The organism is Paenibacillus sp. FW507-14B1B, assembly GCF_058781425.1.
Window position 1 is genome coordinate 1,146,420 of record NZ_JBYSWS010000002.1, and the last position, 22,700, is coordinate 1,169,119.

The window sequence follows — 22,700 nt, forward strand, 5'->3', positions numbered from 1 at the left end:
GGTTATGCCTATGCTAAACACACATGCTGTTAGAAAAATACATAGTAAAAACCTCTGCCATGTTTTCCAATTGTTCATTTGAGAACCTCCCCTTACTAGCGAGGTTTCCCAAATCCCTTTTGGTTTATACGTAACATGACAGAGGCTTATATAAGTTTATATTGGTGACTACTACTTTAAGATACGTTCAAAGCTCTAAACCGAGCGAGTATTAATCTCTTCACGCAGCTTCAGAATGACATCATCCAAACCTTGTGCTCCAAGATCTCCTTCTCCGCGTTTACGCACAGATACAGCTTTAGCGTTCATCTCATTCTCACCTACGATGAACATGTAAGGCACTTTCTCAAGCTGAGCTTCACGAATCTTGTATCCAAGCTTTTCATTACGCAAGTCCGCTTCAACCGTAATGCCAGCCAGCTGAAGTTTATCGGATACTTCTTTTGCATAATCTTCGAAAGCCGTCGATACTGGAATCACTTTAACTTGAACTGGAGATAACCATAGTGGCAATGCTCCCGCAAAGTTCTCAAGCAAGAAAGCAGTAAAACGTTCCATGGTACTAATGATACCGCGGTGAATAACGACTGGACGATGCTTCTGTCCATCATCGCCTACATACTCAAGCTCAAAGCGTTCTGGAAGCAAGAAGTCCAATTGAACCGTGGATAGGGTTTCTTCCTTACCAAGCGCTGTCTTGATTTGAACGTCCAGTTTCGGACCATAGAATGCTGCTTCGCCTTCTGCTTCATAGAATGGCAATCCCATGTCTTCAACAACCTCACGCAGCATACGCTGAGACATTTCCCACATTTCGTCGTTCTGGTAATATTTCTCAGTATCCTCCGGGTCACGGTAAGACAAGCGGAATCTGTAATCATGGATACCGAAGTCTTTGTATACAGTTCTAATTAATTCAATAACACGTGCAAACTCTTCCTTGATTTGATCCGGGCGACAGAAGATATGAGAGTCATTCAATGTCATCGCACGAACACGATGAAGTCCTGTAAGAGCTCCTGACATTTCATAACGATGCATCATACCAAGCTCTGCAATGCGGATTGGAAGGTCGCGGTAACTGTGCATGCTGCTCTTGTATACCATCATATGGTGCGGACAGTTCATTGGACGAAGTACAAGCTCTTCATTGTCCATAACCATTTTCGGGAACATATCCTCTTGGTAGTGCTCCCAGTGTCCGGATGTTTTGTAAAGCTCCACATTACCGAGCACAGGAGTATATACGTGTTGGTAACCTAGACGCTCTTCCATATCCACGATATAGCGCTCCAATGTCCGGCGAAGCTTAGCTCCGTTAGGCAACCAGATCGGGAGGCCTTGTCCAACCAATTGAGAGAAAGTGAACATCTCAAGCTCTTTACCAAGTTTACGGTGGTCACGCTTCTTCGCTTCTTCAAGCAGACGAAGATGCTCATCAAGTTGAGCTTTCTTCACAAACGCAGTACCGTAAATACGCTGCAGCATCTTGTTCTTGCTGTCTCCGCGCCAGTATGCTCCAGCCACATTCATCAATTTGAATACTTTAATCTTGCCAGTTGATGGAACGTGAGGTCCACGGCACAAGTCAAAGAATTCGCCTTGCTCATAAATCGAAATAACACTATCTTCTGGAAGCGCATTGATCAGTTCAAGCTTGTAAGGATCCTCCATTTCGCCGAAGATGCGAAGCGCTTCTTCACGGCTAACTTCTTTGCGGACGATCGGCAGATTCTCACCGATAATGCGTTCCATTTCTTTTTCAATCTTTTGAAGATCCTCTGGATTAAGTGGCTCCTCAAGATCCATATCATAATAGAAGCCATCCTCAATGACTGGACCAATTCCAAGCTTAACCGATTTAGAACCGAACAATCGCTTAGTAGCCTGAGCCATCAAGTGAGCAGTACTGTGACGCATAACCTCAAGTCCATCAGGGGAATCCTGAGTCACAATCTCAATCAGTGCCCCTTCTTCGAGAGGTGTTGAGAGGTCAACCACTTGACCGTTTAGCTTACCTGCTACTGCGTTCTTTCTAAGTCCACTGCTGATCGATGCTGCCACATCTTCAATACTGCTACCTTCTGCATATTCCCGAACAGATCCGTCCGGAAGTTTAATATGAATAGCCATCCTGCATTCCTCCTAAAAGAATCGTTGTTATTCATTTCACGTTTGATCCTTATGACCCACCTGCAGGACAACACAAAAAACACCCGTCCCGCAAAGGGACGAGCGTTATACTCGTGGTTCCACCCTAGTTCGATCTTAGATAAACAGTCATCTATCCTGTCAAAATAATAAGATCCTTCGTTGGCATTGGTAACGGCAATGAACCGGCGAAGCCTACTCTAATCATGGAACGCTCACAATAGCGTTTAGAAAATTTCGACAACGCAGCTACAAAGGGGTAAATCAGGTGGTGTACCGGAGGAAATTACAGCCTCGTTTCCTCTCTCTGTTCGGTCTAGACCAGCTTGACTCATGTCTTTGTCGTTGCTTTTTACGTGAATTTATCAGTTATTATAATCCCGCTTTGCCGGGAACGTCAAGTCGTCATTGGCCACATTCCCAAGAAAAGAACTGCATTCAGGGCAACTGCAGCAAATCTCCGCCCGATTATCAAAAATATGAGCAATTGTGCCGATAACCGGCAACTCAGGCTCCCTTGTATGAATAATCATCCGTGCAGGAGATACGGAAATGAGTGTACTAACAACCATATCCTCAAGTTCCATCTCTTGATCTAATCGCTCCATTACAAGTCCTTCGTCCCTAACCTTCTCAATCGGTCTGAGATTGCCATCAAGCAGAAGAAAATCTTCCTCTCCCTTGTGGATCACATGTACAAGCGGCATAAGAGGTTCCTGAAAATACACGAAGTATTTAAGCAGACTGACAAACTCCTCATATTGTTGATCCAACATAAACTCATCTACTGCGTACTCGGCCATTTCCCTCAATTCCTGCATGTACGATTGCATCCTAAAGGTTATATAACCATCTAAATTCAGATCTGGTGCCTCAGCCAAGCAAGCAAATATACTGTCTTTCAGCTTTTTTCTGCGCTGCTGTGAAAAATCACCTGATGAACTGTCATCTTTGGCTAACAGCATCAGATACCACTGTAGCACCCGCTCAGCCTCTTCCTCATCATTAAATTCAAATTCCGTAACCAGCAACCGGGCTGCAAGCTCGTGTTCCTTCTCCTCTAGAATAAAGGTGGCTGCTGCTTCGGAAACCAGTCTACGCACCATCTCTGCAGATGCGGTCCATGCCGTTAACGGCAGCTTCCCTGAACACGACCAGATGACCCGATCTCCCGAAGCACTGAATGAAAACTTCAGCTGCTTGCATTGTTTATGTAGCTCTTTCTGCTTGTCTGATAAGATACGGTAAAAGGCTTCTTTTTCACCGTCAGTCTGTGTATTAACCGCTATGCTGAATAGTTCCATGGAATCGCTCCTTTCGGGTTCCCTGTTTCAGTATATGGGGACCCGGGGAGGGATATACGGAACTCCTCTTTGGAAAGCTCTGTTAAATATTAAAGGCCCTAACAAACCGTGACGAAAAAGAAACGGTTGATTAGGACCTTATGATATGGATATATTAATTAGTTCTGCATAACAAAATCGCGCTCGATCGTGCTATCATCGTTAAACACGCGCAGAATATCGTATTTCGTATTCCGTTGTGCAGGAATATTCCCCGTCTCACGGATCAACTTCAAGATAGACTCAATATTGACTTTATGCACAGCACCCGCCGATGAAACTACATTCTCTTCCATCATCGTGCTTCCGAAATCATTACATCCATAAGAGAGCGACAGCTTACCAATCTCCGGCCCCATCGTTACCCACGAGGACTGAAGATTTGGAACATTATCAATAGCCAGACGACCAATCGCTACCGATTTCAAGTATGCTTCCGGTGTCTCACGCTCACGTTTCAGATTTGTGTTGTCGGGCTGGAAAGTAAACGGTATGAAGGCAAGGAATCCTTTAGAGTTCCAACCATTCTGAATACACTCGTCTTGAGCATCACGGATACGAAGCAAATGAAGCGCTCTTTCCTCCATCGTTTCACCCAGACCAATAACCATTGTAGCGGTAGTGTTCATCCCAAGTTTATGTGCTGTTTGCATAACATCCATCCACTGGCGCCAGCTTCCCTTCAGCTTGCTGACCTTCTGACGGATACGGTCGTCCAATATTTCAGCACCGCCACCAGGCAATGAATCGAGACCAGCATCCCGAAGCTCACGAACGACTTCTTCCATGCTTAAGCCGGATACTTCCATCATCTTCACAATCTCTGCTGGTGAGAAAGAGTGCATCGTAATATTCGGAAACCGTTTCTTAATGTTCCGAAGCAGATCCGTATAATAGCTGAACGGTAGGTTAGGGTTTGTTCCACCCTGCATTAGAATTTCCGTTCCGTTTACGTCCTCTGTTTCTTGGATTTTCTGGAAAATTACCTCATCTGAAAGAACATAGCCCTCTTCATGACCCGGTCTGCGATAAAAAGCACAGAATCGACAGTATACATCACACACATTCGTGTAGTTTACATTTCGTCCAATGACGAAGGTCGTAATCGGATCAGGATGTATCCGTTTAGTCATAATATCGGCAGCATGGCCGATCTTCTCAATCTGATCACTTTCGAAAAGTGTCACGGTATCTTCCAGATTCAAGCGTTCACCACGTAGCGCTTTATCCAGAATGCTGTTAACAGTGCCCATATATAGGTCCTCCCTTATCATAGCTAAATGACAGTGAAATCGCACTTGCCTACATGTTATCTTCTTCACCTAGTATCTTTTTCATCGTAACACATAAAGGAATTAAAAACGACATCCCCTTAAACGGAATGCCGTTCTATAAATGTTGATTATCTGTGAACTCCAAGCGCTTGATCTAGATCAGCGATAAGATCATCAATATCTTCTAAACCCACAGAGAAACGAAGCAGACCATCTGTAATGCCGCGTTCGAGGCGCACTTTCTCACCCATAGCAGCATGGGACATCATTGCAGGATAGGACAGAATACTCTCCACTGCTCCCAAACTTACAGCTACAAGAGGCAACTTCACAGCATTCAACACTTGCTTAGCCCGCTCCCCTGATCCTACATCAAATGAGACAACTGCTCCATAACCACTGCTTTGCTTCTCGTGAATTTCACGTCCTGGATGGTTCAGCAGACCCGGATAAAATACCGCATTAATATCACTACGACCGGTAAGCCAAGCTGCCAGTTTCTCCGCACTCTTCTCACTATGTGTCATGCGAGCTCCGAGTGTCTTCATGCCTCGCATAAGCAGCCAAGAATCTTGCACCCCTAGAACCGTTCCAAGACCATTCTGAAGCTGCTTCAACTGCGCTGCCAGCTCTGCAGTTCGAGCAACTGCTAAACCCGCCAGAACATCACTATGACCGCCAAGGAACTTGGTTGCACTATGTAGAACAATATCTACTCCCTGCTCAATCGGTCTCTGATAGTAAGGTGTCATAAAAGTATTATCAAGGATTGTTAATAGACCGTGCTCTTTAGCCCAGTCCGTAACAGCACCAATATCCGTAATCTTCAGCGTTGGATTCGATGGTGTTTCCATATATACAGCCTTCGTGTTTGATTTAATTGCACCCTTAACTTGGGCAAGATCTGTCATATCAACGAAGGTGCATTCCATCCCCATACGGTTCAGGATGCTTGTAAGAAGGCGATATGTTCCTCCGTATACGTCCTCTGTTACAATGATATGATCTCCTGCGGAGAGCATCATAAATGTGCTGGAGATGGCTGCCATACCGGATGCATAAGCAAAGCCTTGGACACCACCTTCTAGCAGTGCGATGTAATCTTCTAGAACCTGACGTGTCGGATTCCCAGATCGGCTGTAATCATGCCGCGGGGGATCAAATATGTCCTCATGATGAAAAGTCGAGGCTTGATACAGCGGTACACTAGATGCACCCGTTGCAGCATCAATCTCACCACCGAAGTGAAGGAGCTTCGTTTCAAACCGAATCTCATCCAAGTTCGCTTTCTTACGATTAGTGTGTCCTAATTCGTTCGATTGTCCATTCTGGTTGTCTTGACTCATCTGTCAGTGCCTCCTTCAACTTCCGCTACTGCTGCATTCAGTGCAAAATCCAGATCTGCGATCAGGTCATCCACATGCTCAATCCCGACAGAGAAACGAAGCAATCTGTCATCCACACCAACCGCATCACGAATTTCTAATGGGATATCCGCATGCGTTTGTACTGCAGGATAAGTCATCAGTGACTCTACTCCACCGAGGCTTTCAGCGAAAGCGATCAGCTTGATATGACGCAGAAGAGGCTCTACATACCTTGCATCCTTCACTTTAAATGAGAAAATCCCTGTATTTCCGCTTGACTGCTTCTGCTGAATTTCATATCCTGGGTGATCGGAAAGAGCCGGATAAAATACTTCAGATACCGCAGAATGCTCCTTAAGAAACAATGCAATGGCTGTTGCATTACTTTCATGACGTTCCATTCTTAGAGCGAGCGTCTTCATTCCACGCATCAATTGGTAGGAATCTGTTGGACCAAGTACCGAACCAATCGAGTTATGGAGGAAAGCAATCTCCTCGGATAACTCTTTCCCTTTCGTCACAATCAGGCCAGCAAGAACATCATTGTGTCCACCGAGATATTTCGTTGCACTATGTACAACGATATCTGCTCCAAGCTCAATCGGTCTCTGGAAGAAAGGTGTAAGCAGGGTATTATCTACAATACTAATTATTCCGTGATGACGAGCCCAACTACAGACCGCTTCGATGTCCGTAATCATCATGAGCGGGTTCGTTGGCGTCTCAATAATGATCGCCTTCGTATTCGGTGTTCTTGATTGCTCTAACGCATCCATATCATTGGTATCTACATACGTTGCCGTAACTCCAAACCTAGATAAGATTTTCTCAATCAAGCGATAAGTGCCCCCGTAAAGATCCAGTGACACGATGAGGTGATCTCCTTGACCAAACAGGGCAAACACAGTCTGTAAGGCTGCCATACCTGAGCTACAGGCAAATCCCGCATCACCCGATTCAAGTGCTGCCGCCGCTTCCTCAAGTACTGTTCTTGTCGGACTCTTCGTTCTTATATAATCAAAGCCTGTACTTTGACCTAATTTCGGATGACGAAATGCAGTCGCTTGATAGATTGGAAAATTAATAGCTCCCGTAACCGGCTCCTCTATTGATCCAATCTGAGCTAATCTACTTTCAATTTTCAGATGCTTGTTCTCCATCTTGTTCTCTGCTCCTCCTTCAGCTGTACATTCTCTTTTTATCTATATTTGTGGTCCGATATCATAAGGTGTTTCTTGATATACATAGTAATTGAGCCAATTTGAGAATAATAAATTCGCATGAGCCCTCCATACAGAAGGAGGTTTCCTTGCCGGATCGTCTTTCGGATAGTAGTTACGCGGAAGTGCAATATCCATCCCTTTAGCTGCATCCCGCTCATACTCCCACCGAAGTGAATCAGAGTCATATTCTGAGTGTCCTGTCACAAAAATCTGTTTGCCATCCTTCGAGGCTACCAGATACACGCCAGCCTCCTCGGATTCTGATAAAATCATAAGTTCTTTTGCTCGCTTGATATCTTCTCGCTGCACATCGGTATGCCTGGAGTGAGGAGCGTAGAACACTTCGTCAAAGCCGCGGAGCAGCTTAACCGTTGGCTCGTTCACCGTATGAGAGAATACACCGAAGCACTTCTCGGGAAGGCTGTACTTCGCCACATCATAATGATAGTAAAGACCAGCTTGAGCTGCCCAACATATGTGAAGCGTTGAAGTTACATTCTGCTTGCTCCATTCGAAAATTTCGGTAAGTTCATCCCAGTAGTTCACATCTTCGAATTCCAGCTGTTCCACTGGTGCGCCCGTAATAATCATGCCATCAAACCGGCGATGCTTGACTTCTTCAAATGTTTTGTAGAATGATTCCAGATGCTCTGCCGGGGTGTTTTTTGAAGTATAGGAACCCGGATGAAGCAGCACAACATCGACCTGGAGAGGGGAATTACCGATCAGCCTTAGCAGCTGCGTCTCTGTCGTCTCCTTAGTTGGCATCAAATTCAGAATGGCAATCCGCAGTGGGCGGATATCCTGTTGAAATGCATGGCTTTCGTCCATTACGAAAATGTTCTCCCCAGCAAGTATTTCCTTGGCAGGCAGGGTGTCTGGAATTTTGATCGGCATCATTATTCCTCCTTCGGGTTAATAAATAGTCAAGACTGCATAATACATGGTCAGAGAGGGCCAAGGTATACAAAAAAGACCTATCTCTGTTGAGAAAGGTCATATGTACAGAAACTATGCGCCTCTCTCATCTGTCAGACTGCAGCGATCCTTACTACGTAAGGCCACAATACATCCTGCAAGAATTAGCACCGTGCGATGTTGCCGCCGGTTGCCGGGTTTCATAGGGCTAGTCCCTCCACCTGCTCTTGATAAGATTTCGCTGGTATAAAGTTGTAAATTTCCTAATATTGCTGATTAATACTTTAAATCAAGAACATTTTTTCGTCAAGAAGCTTTGTGTTAAAAAACAAGAACATTTCACCGCTTTCTTCCATATCCTGTACAAGGACATATGAAGCCTTAATTCCACCTTGAAAAGGTAATAACCTCAGCGTTATACTAGACAGGTGCTAATTAACCATATGAAAGAGGTGACATGAAAGATGGACGGTGACCCGAGCCAGAAGCTGGATGTAAGTGACGCAAAACCGCATAGGATTAAGATCAGCTTACCGGTGGCGGGCAACGTTATTTTTCGTGTGCTCTATTAAAACCCTTTTGCCGAGTCATGTGACTTGTTCGCATACGACTATGCCGGTAAGCTGATACCCTATGCCTTTATTCGATAATGCGAAAGCAGTGAATTAAGGAGTGATATCAGATGAAAATCCGGTTGGTAAATTCGGGTGTTTTTACCCCTGTAGACGATATTGAAACGACATTAATAGCTCCACCAGACGGATTTTACTGGATCGACGCTGATGTAGAGGACTTGCTGGAGCTCCAGCCTCTCTTCTCTCTGCATGATCTGGCTGTAGAAGACACACAGAGTGAGGAAGAGCAGCGTCCTAAGATTGAAATATATGAGAACCACTACTTTATCGTAGTTAACAGCATTCGATTTGATGATGAGGAAATCTTCCTAAGAGCTCTTAATATCTTCCTTGGCAGGCATTTTATCATTACGGTGACGAAACAGAAGATTCATGAACTTCGCGCTGTGAAGCCTCTACTCTGGGAAGATGAGGCTAACACACCTGACCGATTCTTATATATTCTCATCGACTTGGTTACAGATAACTATTTCACAGTTGGTGACCGGATTGAAGCACGTATAGATCAGCTTGAAGAAGATATTCTAATGCATACCAAGAAATCACATTTGAACGAAATTATTGGTCTACGAAGTGAAATTCTGTGGCTTAAAAAAGTGCTTGGTCCGCAAAAAGAAGTGATCAATACACTGAATAAGAAAGACTTACGCCTGATCGATGATCAGCTGCAAAAGTACTTTAGCGATATATATGAGAATGCTGTGAAAATATCCGAGACCTTCGAAACTTACCGCGACCTGATGAGTAACCTTCGAGAAGCATATCAGTCCAGTATAGCGAATCGTGCGAATGAGATCATGAGAGTTTTTACGGCCATGACAACCATTTTCATGCCTCTAACTGTCATCACAGGTATATACGGAATGAACTTTGAATTTATGCCTGAGTTAAAATGGAAGTATTCCTATTTTGCTGTCATCGGCCTTATGATTTTCCTCGGTTCTGGCATGTTTTATCTGTTCCGCAAGAAAGATTGGCTATGAAATTTAACAATAACGGGTTCCCTTCAATTCGTGAAGAGAAACCCGTTTTTTGTTGATTCATACTGCGTTCTGCTTATCAAAAGCTTGTCGGCGGAATCGAATTCGGATCAGTCGGAGCCGTTCATACAATGGTTCCATTCCGCCCTCGACTACAGGCTCCTGTCCATAAACTCGGTGCATCACCGGCTTAAGAAAGGTATCTCCAAGCTCCTCAAATGCCTTCCAAATCGCCAACTGATCTCCTTCAGGCATATTCTCTAGCTCCATCTGAATCAGCGGTTCCGTATCATATCCATCTTTCTCTAGGCCCTCCATCTGTTCAACCAGATCTCTACGGGTCATACCACTTGTCTCAGCGAGTTGATCCAGTGTTAAGCCTTCAGCGATGCCCATCAGCATCACCCTTCCCATCCGGAAATCTTCCAGCTCCTGCTTGTACTTATGCTCTTTCTGTTTATACATCCAAGATAAGAATACATCCTCTCTTAATGCATTAAATACCCAATCCAGTGGGAAGGAGGTTGTTCGCTCTACTCGAGATGTCATCTCAATCCATTCGGCACCATGCTCTGCTGCCTTATTTGTGCCAATTCCCGGCAACTGAAGGAGTTCTTCCTCGGTCTGAGGTACAAAAGCACTAATAAGTCGAAGTACCCGATTACTTGCTATAAAATAAGGAGCCTTACGGCCTGCAGCAGCTTTTCTTCTACGCCAAGCACATAGCTCTGTGTAAAGCTCCTCCGAGCCATACAACTCACTGTAACACTGTAGTTTTTGTGCTGCATGGTTCCTCCCTCTGGCATCTTCCGGTTCGTGGAACACTCCCTCAATCACCGGGCGATATCCCTCACTTAATTTCATCGACAGACGATGACGATAGACACACAATAGCTCTTGCCACGAGCTGCCTTCGTACCAATCTTCATCCTCTTTATATCCGTCAGCCTCAATATCTCGCCACCCCAGTCTCCATATACCTTCCTCTTCCCCGATCCACACTTGTGCTGCATGTTCCTCACTTGTTTCACTTACTCTAGACAATTGATTCATAAAAACGATCTGCATTCCTTAGTCCCCCAATCATTAATTAAGTAACGGTACAACGCAAAAAAGCACCTCTCCCGCCGTAGCGTAGAAAGGTGCTTCCTTCTTGTATTAATTACAAAACGTTATACTGTTAATCAACATAATACCATATTTTGTAACTCAGTCAACTATGTTGTTGTAAATCAATTGGTTATATAGGTTGTCTCAACCTTTTCTTGTATAATGGACAGCAGACGTCTAATAAAGGAGTGAACCCGTCTATATGACCGGAGAATCACGGCAACTTGATTTTTTATCTGATAGTACAGAGTCTACATCGACCCGCTTCGTCACGTTCATCGGCCCGTCACTCAAGCGATTTGATCTAGCTGTGACGACAACAAACTTATTTTATGGCAAAAAGCTCGTAACCGATATTCAGTTTGGAAGAACTGCTATTCTTGCTGCTGATGATCTGGAGCAGGAAGATTACTTAGAACGAACCTTCAATCTTAAACCAGATGAAGCAGATGATTTACGTGAATTTCTGACGCTCGTTCTAGGAGAAGCCCACTTTACCGATTAATAAGTTGCTCAAAAAAATGTATCAAAAACAAGGAGCTGTCCCTAAGTTAGAATATTTCTCTCTTGGGACAACTCCTTTTTTTATAAGACTACTTTAACTACAAAGCCTCTTTAATAATTCCTTTATAGAAGAGGACTGATAATAAGCCGAAGATGGAATACAGTACGGTATACAGAAGCATGACCATGATCATAGGGGTCCATAGTTCTGTACCGAAGAAGAACCATCCGGATTTCACTGCAAAATAACTGTGAAACAAACCGACAATAAGCGGAATGCCGAAATTAAAAATCTGTTTCATCTGAATACCCCGAAGGAGATTGCCTTGTGTAAATCCAAGCTTTCTCAAGATCGTGTAATTCGCTTTTTCCTCTTCCCCTTCATCCATCTGCTTGAAGTACAGAATACACCCCGAGGTGATGAGGAATGTAAGTCCTAGGAAGCCTACGATAAACATCATTAAGCCCATATTCGTTTTTTGATATTGAATCATCTCCGATTGGGAGCCGTTTCCACGATACGCTTCAAGACCTAACTCCACAAAAATCTTATTCGCTTCTTCAACCTGGGACGAATCCTTAATATCAACCCCGAAGTATACAGAATACTTATCCTGAATCTCCGGATTTAAGTTCTGCGCAAGCTCGTTATACACCGTATCATCTACAATCGCTGTAGGCATGCTACCATTACTAAAATAGTTAGATACAACAGCTTCTTTATTCATACCTATCAATTTCAGAGGGATCTTCTGTTTGCTGTTATGAAGCGTTATATCCCCTGTTTCTTGAATCGACATAAATTTTAGAATTGCATCATTAGATCCTGCGAACAGTGTTTCGTTAGGCGATACGTCAGTCCCCTCGACTTCCTTGTCACTCACGACAGAAAGAGGCATTTTACCATCATCACCCGATGAACTTAGCAAACTAGAATTCATAATTTGTGATAGATCGAACTCTGCGTGTAACACGTTTCGCTGTACCACATCATAATCAATACCCGCCGCTGATAAAGCATCTGTAAACGGAGTTTGTCCCTCTTCCGTTTGAACAATCGTAAAATCATTAGGAATGCTTTGTTGTGCTGATTTTTCGGCAGAGTAATAGGAAATGTAACTAAGGGATAGTAAGCCGATGGCAAGCGCGGAGACCGTCGTGATCACCGTCAATAATATCGCATTCGATTTCATCCGGAACATAATGGACGAGAGCGAAAGAACCTCATTAAGCGACAAATAACCGCCTTTACTCTTACGAATCGCATTAAAAATAAAGCTGACAGACCCTTTATAGAACAAATAGGTCCCTATAATAACTGATCCAAGAATCAATATCATATTTAAAAATAACTTGTTCATCTCTGTGATGTCACCACTAAACAGCTTTGTCGACACATAGTAACCGTAGAGAATAAGCCCGATTCCAAATAAGCCAATTAAAATTTCCATAATGGATAATTTTTTTACTCTCGCTTGAGTTTTGGATACGGTTCTAAACAGCGATAGTATACTTTGTCTTTTGATGAACATATAATTCATCATCATAATGAGCAGATAAACAATCGCAAATACAATAACGGTTTGAATCAATGCTTCGGATGAAAAATGTAAGGAAGCATTCGCATCCACCCCTGTAATTTTGAATAGAACCATCAGAATCAAGCGAGATACCGAGAAACCTGCAAAGATACCAATCAACATGGAACCAAAGTATAAGATTAAGTTCTCTGTGCTTAGAATGATAAAAATTTTGCCTTTTGTTAGTCCGATTAATTGAAACAGTCCAATTTCCTTACTGCGTCGTTTAATGAAAATGTTGTTCGCATACAACAGAAAGATGGCTACGATCGCGACCAATAGAACCGATGCCGCCCCTAAGGCTGCACCACCTTTTATCGACCCCTTAGCTTCATCCATAGCCGGGTCATATTGTAGGGTAACGAAAGAGAAATAAAGCGCCACACTAAAAATCAATGCAAATACATACAGATAATAATTTTTAATGTTTTTTTTCAGGTTGCGGTAAATGAGATAATTAATGTTCATTCTGAACACCACCCAGAACGCCTTGTGTTTTTATAATATCTTTGAAAAAGGCTTGTCTGTTCTCCTCGCCTTTATTAAGCTGCGTGTAGATCTGACCATCCTTAATAAAAATAACTCTGCTGCAATAACTAGCCGCAACAGGATCGTGAGTTACCATAATTATCGTGGAGGCTAGCTTTTGGTTTAAATCACTCAGTTTATTGAGCAGGTCTGAGGCTGACTTTGAGTCCAGCGCACCCGTAGGCTCATCCGCAAATATAATACTAGGATCATGAATAAATGCACGAGCTGCTGATGTACGCTGCTTCTGACCACCTGATATTTCGTTAGGATACTTGTCTTTGAGATCATAAATGCCGAGCTCCGAAGCCACGGTTTTGAACTTTGCGTCCGCTTCTTTTTTAGATACCTTCTTGACAGATAGCGGCAACAACACATTCTCTTTCACCGTTAATGTATCTAGCAAGTTGTATTCTTGAAAGATAAAGCCAAGATGATGCTTTCGAAACTCTGCTAGCTGCTTCTCTTTTAACCGAGTAAACTCTTCGCCTTCAATCGTGATCGATCCTTGACTGACTTTATCGATGGATGAGAGTACGTTAAGCAGTGTTGTTTTTCCTGAACCAGAGGCACCCATAATGCTCACGAACTCGCCCTTTTCAACAGTAATGTCAATCCCCTTTAACACTTCCTGCTTGTTAAATTTATTCCCATAGCTTTTATAAATTTTATTCGCTTCTAAGATTACCAATTCGCTCACTCCTTTTTAACATACTCTCATCATAAAGCAGCTTCCTCCCCATTTCCCTCGATTCTCCGAACAAATGATAAAAGCATGTGACATTCTTGTCACATGCCTCTGATGCTCTCAAAATCGTTTTTATGTGGAAACGTTAAATAAAAGGTTGTTCCCTCTCCAAGCTCTGAAGTTACCTGAATATGGATTAATAAGGATCTCGCTACTCTTTGCACTAAATAAAGGCCCATACCCGTTGCAGCATGGTCTTGGTGCTTCGTTGTGGACGTAAATCCCTTATCAAAAATCCGCGGCAAGTCCTTCGGATCAATCCCACGGCCCTGATCCTTGATCTCTAAGACCGTGTTACCGTTATCATCCATCCTGGTTTCAATAAGGATATCAGAGGCATCGCTATACTTTACAGCATTCGTTAGCAGTTGCCTTAATATAAAGCCTAGCCATTTCGCATCACTTAATACTTCTGTCACCTGAAGTGACACATCGAAGCCGATCCCTTTTTGCATACACCAAGATTTCAGTTCCTTGATTTCTTTATAGATAATTGGCTCAACGGGAAATAGCTCGACATATAAATCATTCTGAATAAAAGGAATCCGCTTCTGGTGTAGCTGTTGATCTAGTAAAAGATGTATACGGAGCCACTCATACAGAAGTTGATTTTTCAACGGATCTTGGGGCATACGCTCAATCATTAAATGCATCGCAGTCAGGGGTGTCTTCACTTCGTGAATCCAAGATAACAGTTCATCCTTTTCCTGCTCCACCTCAATAGAGCGATGTGACGCCTCATTTTGGTACCTTTCATTCAAAAATGTTACATTGGTTTCGACGATTTGCTCAAAAGGACTCTCTGCCTCCATCATCGTATCAATCCCCGTGGTGTGATCCCAGTTTTCAAGACTTTTATAAAACTTCGTTTCTTTATGGTACCTCATTATAAAAAAAGCAATGAAGATAAGTGTTGAAAGAAACATAATGTATACCATCGGCATGAGCGGAATAGAGGAGTCGATAAACGCTACAAACAGAAGCAGTAACTGAAGAATCATGAACAGTAGGATCCAGCTACGGCGTTCCGTGATGTACTTTCTAATCATATGGCTGTACCTCTTCCGTAGCCATATATCCTTGTCCCACTTTCGTTTCAATATAGGTGTGGAGTCCGATGTTCTCTAATTTTTTACGTAGACGATTTAAATTGACTGTTAATGTGTTGTCACTTACGAAATGTTCATTGTCCCACAGGCTCTTAATAATGTCTTCCCGACCTACGATCTGATTCTTCCGTTCAATAAGTATTTTTAAGATAAACATCTCATTCTTTGTCAGTTCAACCGTACCACGCTCATGGGTGACCGTATTCTTCACATATTCCACGGTCGCGCCTCGCCATGTTCTTAACTCCGTTCGTTCTGTGCTGTAGTTGTATACACGGCGAAGTATAGCTTGTATCTTGGCGATTAGCACTTCAAAATGAAATGGCTTCTGCACAAAGTCATCCGCGCCAAGCTGCATCGACATAACCATATCTGTCGGGTGATCGCGAGATGACAGAAATATGATCGGAACATTGGAATGCGCTCTGATCATTCGGCACCAATGAAACCCATCAAATTTAGGCAACTGAATATCAATGATGACGAGATCTGGGCCTATCGCAGTAAACTCTTGGAGAACACTTCCGAAATCTTTGACACCATATACATCATAAGACCACTGAGTCAACCTTTCATTGATTTCTGTATACAGACTTATATCATCTTCTATTAACATGATCTTAAACACATCATCACCACATTATTAAGTATTGTTAAATGGATCACTTTCATGATTATGTTACCCATATAAAAAAGGATGTTCCAGAAGTCATCTGAAATGACTGTGGAGCATCCTTTCATTTACACGGTACAGTAAAAACAATTCTTCGTAGCTTCCACTCTATAGCGGTCTATCAGCTGTCCAAGCTCCAGACATTGACCATTATTCAATCGGGATTCCTCAGCTGCAAAAGCCATCATATGGCTCTGCAGAGAAGCTGATGCAGATGTTAATGAGCTGCCCGTGAAGAATTCCACTTGCTCACAGAATTCATGGAGCATTCGATCGGTACCTTCACGGCCCCCATCTTCAACCTGAATTTCCGTGCTACTTCCGTCTACGAACGAGTAAACCGTAAACGACTGCTTCGCCATATTCCCTCTAATTTCTCCACGAGTTCCCGAGATTTGAACACTGCGAGAGCTATCGTGGGTGAAAGCAGACAATGAGAAAGATGCTGTAGCACCATTGCCGAACTGCAAGTTTACATTTTGATGATCAACAACATCATTGTCACAATGATATACGCAGCGTCCATACGGTGTATGTGGCAGCTGCTGTCTGATCATCTGATCCGACAGATCACCTGAGAAATGCTGGGCGTGCCTTCGGCCTTCTCCCATATAATAGCGCTGATCTACGTAACAACAGCTCTTAATATGCGGACAACCATCTGAGCAGCGTTCTGTTGCACCTTCTGGGGCTTGTTCTTTAACAAAGTGGAACAGTGAACCGAAGGAGCTAAGACGAACACATTCCTCACCCATCAGCCAAGAGATTAAATCTAGATCATGACAGGACTTGGCCAGAATCATTGGGCTCGCTGAAGCTGCATTATTCCAATTTCCCCGAACATAACTATGAGCCATATGCGCATAACCGATATTCTCACGAAGCTGTATATCGACAACTCTGCCAATATCTCCGCTTTCGATAACGTTCTGAATCCCAGTCCAGAATGGTGTATAACGAAGTACATGGCATATCGTTAGCAAGCGGTTACTTTTTCGAGCAGCTTCCTCTAACTCCAGACACTCAATGGGCGAGGGGGATATCGGTTTCTCAAGCAGCACATGATACCCTTGTTGAAGCGCCATCAAGGCAACCTCATAGTGCATTCGATCTTGCGTACAGATCCATACAGCATCAGCAAAACGAGGCTTCTGAAGCACTTCGCGCCAGTCCTCGTAAATGTGTTCATTAGGTATATCATAATCCACAGCAAAGGAAGTTCTGCGCACGGGGTCTGGTTCTGCAACCGCTGCAAACTGTAATTGATGTGGATGATTTCGAGCATAAGGTGCGTATACATTAGCGCCGCGAACACCGGCACCAATCAAGATAGCCTTAATAGTCATAACGATTACTCCTTGTGGGGCATAGATGCAAAATACATTCAGACGACATCCAGTAATCTATCTTAATATGGTATAACCGAACTCTCGACTAATGTCAATTGTATTACACCCCCAAAAACAAATGACATAATGGATAAAGCTATGTCCCTCTAGTGTTCTTAGCAAAACTATAAAATTATTATGAAAATAAATAAAACCGGCCGAGAATCCTCCGACCGGTTTTATGTTTGTAAATCGTTGTAGCGTATCTTCTAATTAATTCGCAGATTCATCAACGGCCACCTTCGCCAGTGCCAGTGCACCGCACAGACCCGCATTGTCACCAAGCTGCGGTGAAACGATGAATTGTGCAATATTCTCGTTCAAGCTTGGATGTGAAACATATCCTGCCAGCATGTCTTGCAAATTCTTATGAATGAGCGGAAACAGCTGCTGCTGCTTCATCACACCACCACCCATTACAATACGCTGTGGTGAAAGGATCAAGACATAATTCATCAGAGCTTGTGCAAGATAATAAGCTTCCATCTCCCAAGCAGGATGATCTGGAGTCAGTTCCGCTCCTGCTACCCCCCAGCGTCTGCCAAGGGATGGTCCAGCAGCTAAACCTTCCAAGCAATCACTATGATAAGGACAAGTACCTTCATATTTATCCTCAGGATGGCGACGAACGATAATATGACCCATTTCCGGGTGAGAGAGACCATGAATCAACTTTCCATCCACAACCGCACCGGCACCAACACCCGTTCCAATTGTGATATACAAGCAGCTATCCAGCCCTTGGGCTGCTCCCCATGTGTATTCTCCAAGTGCGGCACCGTTTACATCGGTATCAAAACCGATCGGTACATCAAAACGCTCCTTGAGCGCTTTTACCACATTGAAATTACTCCAGTGAGGCTTAGGCGTCGTTGTGATGCAGCCATATGTAGGACTTCCTTTTACAGGGTCAATCGGTCCGAAAAAGCCCGCACCAATTGCTTCTACCCCTTTACCTTCAAAAAAGGAAAACACTTGAGCCATCGTTTCCTCTGGCGTTGTCGTTGGAAAACTTGTACGTTCAATAACTGTACCGTCCTCCTTACCAATTCCACATACAAATTTAGTTCCGCCTGCTTCAATCGCTCCAAGTATCATGTCAGTTCATCCTCTCCAAGGTGTAAGTGTCATTACTTGCTTGTTATGTTCTCTTCGAAACCATCCGGCCTGAACGGCCATTTCCTGCCAACGCTAATAAAATCCATGAGAATAATACTACTATACCGGTCCAAGCCCACGCTAACGTAGTCTCCCCGTTCCCCACTGCAAGATAAATAGCCGTTGGCAGCGTTTGTGTCTTACCTGGTATGTTTCCTGCAACCATCCAAGTGGCTCCAAACTCACCAAGTCCACGAGCAAGTGCCAGAACATAGGAAGTTACAGCTGCACTTCCGCATAGAGGCATAGTAATCAGCCGAAACACTTGCCATTCGCCTGCGCCCATGGAACGTGCCGAATCCTCAAGTTCTGGGTCAATCGAGTCAAATCCTACTTTCATTGTCTGATAGACAAGTGGGAAAGAAACCACAACAGCCGCAATAACAGCTGCCCACCAGCTGAATATAATAGGTTGAGCAAACAGCCACTCCGCTATTGAACCAATCCAGCTGTTTCTCCCTAGAATAACCAAAAGTAGAAATCCGACAACTGTCGGGGGCAGAACAAGGGGGAGCATCAACAAGGTTTCTACAACCGTTTTCCCGCGGAATGTTGCCCGGTGCATCCACCGAGCAGCTGCAGTTCCAAGTATAAAGGTTATGATACTTGAACACAGTGATGTTTTTACAGACAACCATACCGGCAGCCAAAAGACTTCACCCGTCGTCACACCGCTTCCTCCGGAATCACAAACCCATACTTCACAAAGATGTTTCTTGCCTCATCCGACTTCAGAAAGTCAAGCAGCTTCTTCGCTTCTTCCGGATATCGACCTACAGTAGTAATCGCAGCTGGGTAATGAATAGGCGTATGAAAAGTCGGATCTATCTCCTCCGCTACACGAACATTCGGGGACTTTAATGCATCACTGGCATATACTAACCCAGCATCTGCATTACCACTCTCCACATACGATAGAACTTGAGTTACATCCTTGGCATTAACAACCTTCGACTCAACATCGGGCCATAACTCTGTTCGTTCTAATAATTCCTTACCATACATACCTGCAGGAACTGTATCTGGCTGGCCGATGGCTACAACACGCACCTCAGGTTTCTTTAGGTCCTGTAAACTGCTGATAAGCTCGTCTCCTTTCGGAGCAATCAGTACCATGCGGTTGTGCAGAAGTACCTCTGGCTTGTCCTGCTCAATCAGTCTCTTCTGTACAAGCCGCTCCATCGGTTCCATTGCAGCGGAGAAGAACAGGTCTACTGGAGCGCCCTGTTCAATCTGCTGCTGTAAGGAGCCTGATCCCCCAAAATTAAACTGTAATGCGATATCTGGATACTCTTGCTGAAATAAAACGGCTACCTCTTCCAGACTAGATTTCAAGCTGGCAGCAGCTGATACCGTAAGCTGAGTCTTGGATGAAGTCTCTTTACTCTCTCCTAGACTCTCTTCAGTAGAAGGCATGCATGCCGTCAAAATAATGACTGAAATGATGAGTGTCCATAAGGTTCCTACGTATCTATTCACTTATCATTCGCCACGTTTGCTCTAACCACCTGAGTTCTCATCAAGGAACCGTCACCACGCCCATCAGATGACTTAAACTCTTCATTTCAAGTTCCTCAAGCTTGGATGCAATGCGATCATGGTCAATTTCCAGAAGACATAGATCCAAATCACAGTCTACAGGCACTTCACAATGAATTGCAGCTAAAGAGCGAGACAGATGGAGCATCTCAAGATCCGCTTCAATTTTACTACGAACACTTTTGGTGAGGGAATCCATATTTTCAAGAATACCTTCAATGGTCTCATATTCTTGTATAAGCTTCATTGCTGTCTTCTCGCCAATGCCGCGCACACCAGGATAGTTATCGCTGGTATCGCCCATGAGACCTTTCACATCAATCACTTGACGGGGAAGAAGCCCCTTCTCTTGATAAAGTGTCTCAGGCGTGTAGACCATATAATTGCCGTGGCCCTTTTTCATGATGATGACAGAGGTTCGCTCATCCACAAGCTGAAGCAGATCATGATCACCAGACAGGATCATCACATTCATATCTTTACCGTATCGGCAAGCGAGTGTTCCAATACAGTCGTCTGCTTCAAAGCCCTCAACACCAAGGTTAGGAATACCGAGACATTCGGTTACCTCACGAATGAGAGAGAACTGAGGAATTAAATCCTCCGGTGCTTCAGGTCGATTACCTTTATATGCTGCAAATTGCTCACTGCGGAATGTTTTGGCTGGCATATCCCAGCAGCATGCGACATGAGTAGGTTGAAATGTATCAATGGCATCCCATAGGTAACGGAGAAATCCATAAATAGCGTTCGTTGGAATTCCCGTCTTCGTGCGGCGGATATATCCGCTTGTAGCTGTAGCATAATATGCCCTAAACAATAAGGCCATACCATCAACGAGCAGTAGGGACGGTTGTTTCTCTGTATTCACTGTGTTAAATCTCCCCTTGCATATATGTTCAAAATCTTGTTATATCATAATTTCTACACCTTTGTCATTATATCATAACTACCTTAATGATAGATTCAGCCGAATTATATATTATTTGGTTAGTAATACTAGTAATCATCTACATGCTAAAAAGCTCGAAGACCTTATCCGTCTCCGAGCTAATATGCCGTTATTATGAAAGCTTCCAAGCGTTCTCGAACATTTCTTCTTTGAACCCCACCGTTACATGCTCTCCATCTGATACAATTGGACGCTTGATTAGCATTCCATTCGAGGATAATAACTTAATTTGTTCCTCAACCGACAGGTCTTTCAGTTTATCTTTCAAACCCATTTGCTTGTATACTTCTCCACTTGTGTTAAAGAATTTCTTCAACTCAAGACCACTTTTCTCAAACAAAAAAGACAGTTCTTCCGGTGTAGGCGGCTCATCTTTGATATGACGAAGCGTTAGATCATGTCCTTCATTCTGCAGCCATTTCACAGCATTTCTGCATGTGCCGCATTTGGGATATTGATATACCGTTAGTTGACTCATCGATGTACTCTCTCCTTCTTCTGTGTCTATGCATTCCATTCTTGAACACATAAGATTCGTTAGTATGCTAGTTGTCTTCCTTCAGGTGCTCCACTAGCTGTAACATATCCTCGGGAATCGGAGCACTAAAGGTCATATTCTCCGAAACAATAGGGTGAACAAAGGTTAACGACTCTGCATGCAGTGCCTGTCGATTAATGCTTTCATCAAGGCGAATTATTGCCAATTCTCCCTTATCCAAATCATCCACAGATTCTCTCTCGTATAAAGGATGTCGATACATCTTATCTCCGATTAATGGATGCGAAATACTACTCATATGAACACGAATTTGATGGGTGCGTCCCGTCTCCAGCTTTAGTTCTACAAGAGCAGCCTTGCCGTTGTAGGGCTCCCTTACCTTGTAACGAGTTAAGGAAGAATAACCGTTCGGTGTAACCATACGACGATGTGGCTCTAAAGGATCTCGATCAATAGGACCATCGATATCTCCAGCATCTGGATTCGGTACACCATGAACCAATGCCACGTACCTCTTATCTACCGTTCCAGCGATCATTTGCTCTGAAATATGCTGATGAATGTAAGGATTCTTGGCAATAGCCAGTACTCCTGATGTGTCTTGATCCAGACGATGTATCGCCCTAAAACGATAATTCAAGCCCTGCTCCTGCCAATAATGAACAACACCATTCGCTAGGGTATTCGTATAATGACCATGCGTTGGGTGCACGATTGTGCCCGGAGCTTTGTTGACCACAAGTAAAAACTCATCTTCATATAAAATATCCAAATCCATGGGCTGCGGCAAAATATCATCTGACCGCTCTTGTTCCATGCGGATTTCGACCAGATCTCCGGCACTGACTTTCACGCTGATATATACCCTTATTCCATTGAGCATAATCCCTTGTTCAGTCATTTTTAACCGGGATAAAAGCTTGCGAGATACGCCCATCCGTTTTTGTAACACCGTCTTCAATAAGACGCCATCATCGATCTCAGGTACTCTGTAGGATATAGGCGGATAATACAACTCCAT

The 22,700-nt window shown here is 43.7% G+C and carries 20 protein-coding genes and 1 riboswitch; of the genes, 2 read left to right on the forward strand and 18 right to left on the reverse strand.

Annotated features, from left to right (window positions below):
* Positions 1–195 precede the first annotated feature (195 nt).
* From thrS to metA, 6 genes are all read right to left on the reverse strand, one after another.
* Positions 196–2,133 (reverse strand): threonine--tRNA ligase, encoded by a 1,938-nt coding sequence (gene thrS, locus AC3WJJ_RS13885; RefSeq protein WP_492541451.1) that lies wholly within the window; start codon positions 2,131–2,133, stop codon positions 196–198.
* Positions 2,134–2,516: 383 nt separating this feature from the next.
* Positions 2,517–3,455 carry a putative sporulation protein YtxC gene (locus tag AC3WJJ_RS13890; protein WP_492541453.1) on the reverse strand — a complete coding sequence of 313 codons (939 nt, stop codon included), beginning with the start codon at positions 3,453–3,455 and terminating at the stop codon, positions 2,517–2,519.
* Positions 3,456–3,613: 158 nt separating this feature from the next.
* Positions 3,614–4,747, reverse strand: coding sequence for a cyclic dehypoxanthinyl futalosine synthase (gene mqnC / locus AC3WJJ_RS13895; protein WP_422657961.1), 1,134 nt, complete (start codon positions 4,745–4,747; stop codon positions 3,614–3,616).
* A gap of 149 nt (positions 4,748–4,896) precedes the next feature.
* The gene (locus AC3WJJ_RS13900; RefSeq protein ID WP_492541456.1) at positions 4,897–6,114 is read right to left on the reverse strand and encodes an aminotransferase class I/II-fold pyridoxal phosphate-dependent enzyme; all 1,218 of its coding nucleotides are present in this window, start codon (positions 6,112–6,114) and stop codon (positions 4,897–4,899) included.
* Positions 6,111–7,295 (reverse strand): PLP-dependent transferase, encoded by a 1,185-nt coding sequence (locus AC3WJJ_RS13905; RefSeq protein WP_492541457.1) that lies wholly within the window; start codon positions 7,293–7,295, stop codon positions 6,111–6,113. Before AC3WJJ_RS13905 ends, AC3WJJ_RS13900 begins: the two co-directional genes overlap by 4 nt.
* 42 nt (positions 7,296–7,337) lie before the next feature.
* Positions 7,338–8,255 carry a homoserine O-acetyltransferase MetA gene (gene metA, locus AC3WJJ_RS13910; protein WP_492541459.1) on the reverse strand — a complete coding sequence of 306 codons (918 nt, stop codon included), beginning with the start codon at positions 8,253–8,255 and terminating at the stop codon, positions 7,338–7,340.
* A gap of 124 nt (positions 8,256–8,379) precedes the next feature.
* Positions 8,380–8,513, reverse strand: a riboswitch (SAM riboswitch).
* A gap of 445 nt (positions 8,514–8,958) precedes the next feature.
* On the opposite strand from metA, the gene corA reads away from it, so the two are divergent.
* Positions 8,959–9,894 (forward strand): magnesium/cobalt transporter CorA, encoded by a 936-nt coding sequence (gene corA, locus AC3WJJ_RS13915; protein ID WP_422657965.1) that lies wholly within the window; start codon positions 8,959–8,961, stop codon positions 9,892–9,894.
* A gap of 57 nt (positions 9,895–9,951) precedes the next feature.
* Here the strand turns inward: corA and AC3WJJ_RS13920 are convergent, their stop codons facing one another.
* Positions 9,952–10,959, reverse strand: coding sequence for an HRDC domain-containing protein (locus AC3WJJ_RS13920; RefSeq protein ID WP_492541462.1), 1,008 nt, complete (start codon positions 10,957–10,959; stop codon positions 9,952–9,954).
* A gap of 244 nt (positions 10,960–11,203) precedes the next feature.
* Between AC3WJJ_RS13920 and AC3WJJ_RS13925 the strand changes: the two genes are divergently transcribed.
* Positions 11,204–11,506: a DUF3055 domain-containing protein gene (locus AC3WJJ_RS13925; protein ID WP_422657967.1), complete on the forward strand. Its 303-nt coding sequence runs from the start codon at positions 11,204–11,206 to the stop codon at positions 11,504–11,506.
* A 97-nt stretch (positions 11,507–11,603) separates the two neighbouring features.
* Here AC3WJJ_RS13925 and AC3WJJ_RS13930 read toward each other — a convergent pair whose 3' ends face one another.
* The 11 genes from AC3WJJ_RS13930 to AC3WJJ_RS13980 all read right to left on the reverse strand — a co-directional run bounded on the left by AC3WJJ_RS13930 (position 11,604) and on the right by AC3WJJ_RS13980 (position 22,700).
* Entirely contained in the window at positions 11,604–13,553 is a 1,950-nt protein-coding gene (locus AC3WJJ_RS13930) for an FtsX-like permease family protein (RefSeq protein WP_492541464.1), read from the reverse strand.
* Positions 13,543–14,304, reverse strand: coding sequence for an ABC transporter ATP-binding protein (locus AC3WJJ_RS13935; RefSeq protein WP_492542050.1), 762 nt, complete (start codon positions 14,302–14,304; stop codon positions 13,543–13,545). The genes AC3WJJ_RS13930 and AC3WJJ_RS13935 overlap by 11 nt, the downstream gene beginning before the upstream one ends.
* A gap of 98 nt (positions 14,305–14,402) precedes the next feature.
* Complete coding sequence (locus AC3WJJ_RS13940; protein WP_492541466.1) at positions 14,403–15,410, reverse strand: sensor histidine kinase; 1,008 nt, start codon at positions 15,408–15,410, stop codon at positions 14,403–14,405.
* Complete coding sequence (locus AC3WJJ_RS13945; RefSeq protein WP_492541468.1) at positions 15,403–16,098, reverse strand: response regulator transcription factor; 696 nt, start codon at positions 16,096–16,098, stop codon at positions 15,403–15,405. The genes AC3WJJ_RS13940 and AC3WJJ_RS13945 overlap by 8 nt, the downstream gene beginning before the upstream one ends.
* Before the next feature lie 113 nt (positions 16,099–16,211).
* Positions 16,212–17,489 carry a Gfo/Idh/MocA family protein gene (locus AC3WJJ_RS13950; protein WP_422657971.1) on the reverse strand — a complete coding sequence of 426 codons (1,278 nt, stop codon included), beginning with the start codon at positions 17,487–17,489 and terminating at the stop codon, positions 16,212–16,214.
* A gap of 255 nt (positions 17,490–17,744) precedes the next feature.
* On the reverse strand, positions 17,745–18,629 hold the full coding sequence (locus AC3WJJ_RS13955; RefSeq protein ID WP_492541470.1) for an ROK family protein: 885 nt from the start codon (positions 18,627–18,629) through the stop codon (positions 17,745–17,747).
* Between the two features lie 43 nt (positions 18,630–18,672).
* Positions 18,673–19,359 carry a molybdate ABC transporter permease subunit gene (gene modB / locus AC3WJJ_RS13960; RefSeq protein WP_492541472.1) on the reverse strand — a complete coding sequence of 229 codons (687 nt, stop codon included), beginning with the start codon at positions 19,357–19,359 and terminating at the stop codon, positions 18,673–18,675.
* The gene (modA, locus tag AC3WJJ_RS13965; RefSeq protein WP_492541474.1) at positions 19,356–20,168 is read right to left on the reverse strand and encodes a molybdate ABC transporter substrate-binding protein; all 813 of its coding nucleotides are present in this window, start codon (positions 20,166–20,168) and stop codon (positions 19,356–19,358) included. Before modA ends, modB begins: the two co-directional genes overlap by 4 nt.
* Positions 20,169–20,208: 40 nt before the next feature.
* Entirely contained in the window at positions 20,209–21,057 is an 849-nt protein-coding gene (locus tag AC3WJJ_RS13970; protein ID WP_492542053.1) for a 5'-3' exonuclease, read from the reverse strand.
* Positions 21,058–21,292: 235 nt separating this feature from the next.
* On the reverse strand, positions 21,293–21,658 hold the full coding sequence (locus AC3WJJ_RS13975) for an arsenate reductase family protein (RefSeq protein ID WP_492541476.1): 366 nt from the start codon (positions 21,656–21,658) through the stop codon (positions 21,293–21,295).
* A 67-nt stretch (positions 21,659–21,725) separates the two neighbouring features.
* A complete protein-coding gene (locus AC3WJJ_RS13980; protein ID WP_492541478.1) occupies positions 21,726–22,700 on the reverse strand; it encodes an RluA family pseudouridine synthase in 975 nt (324 codons plus the stop codon).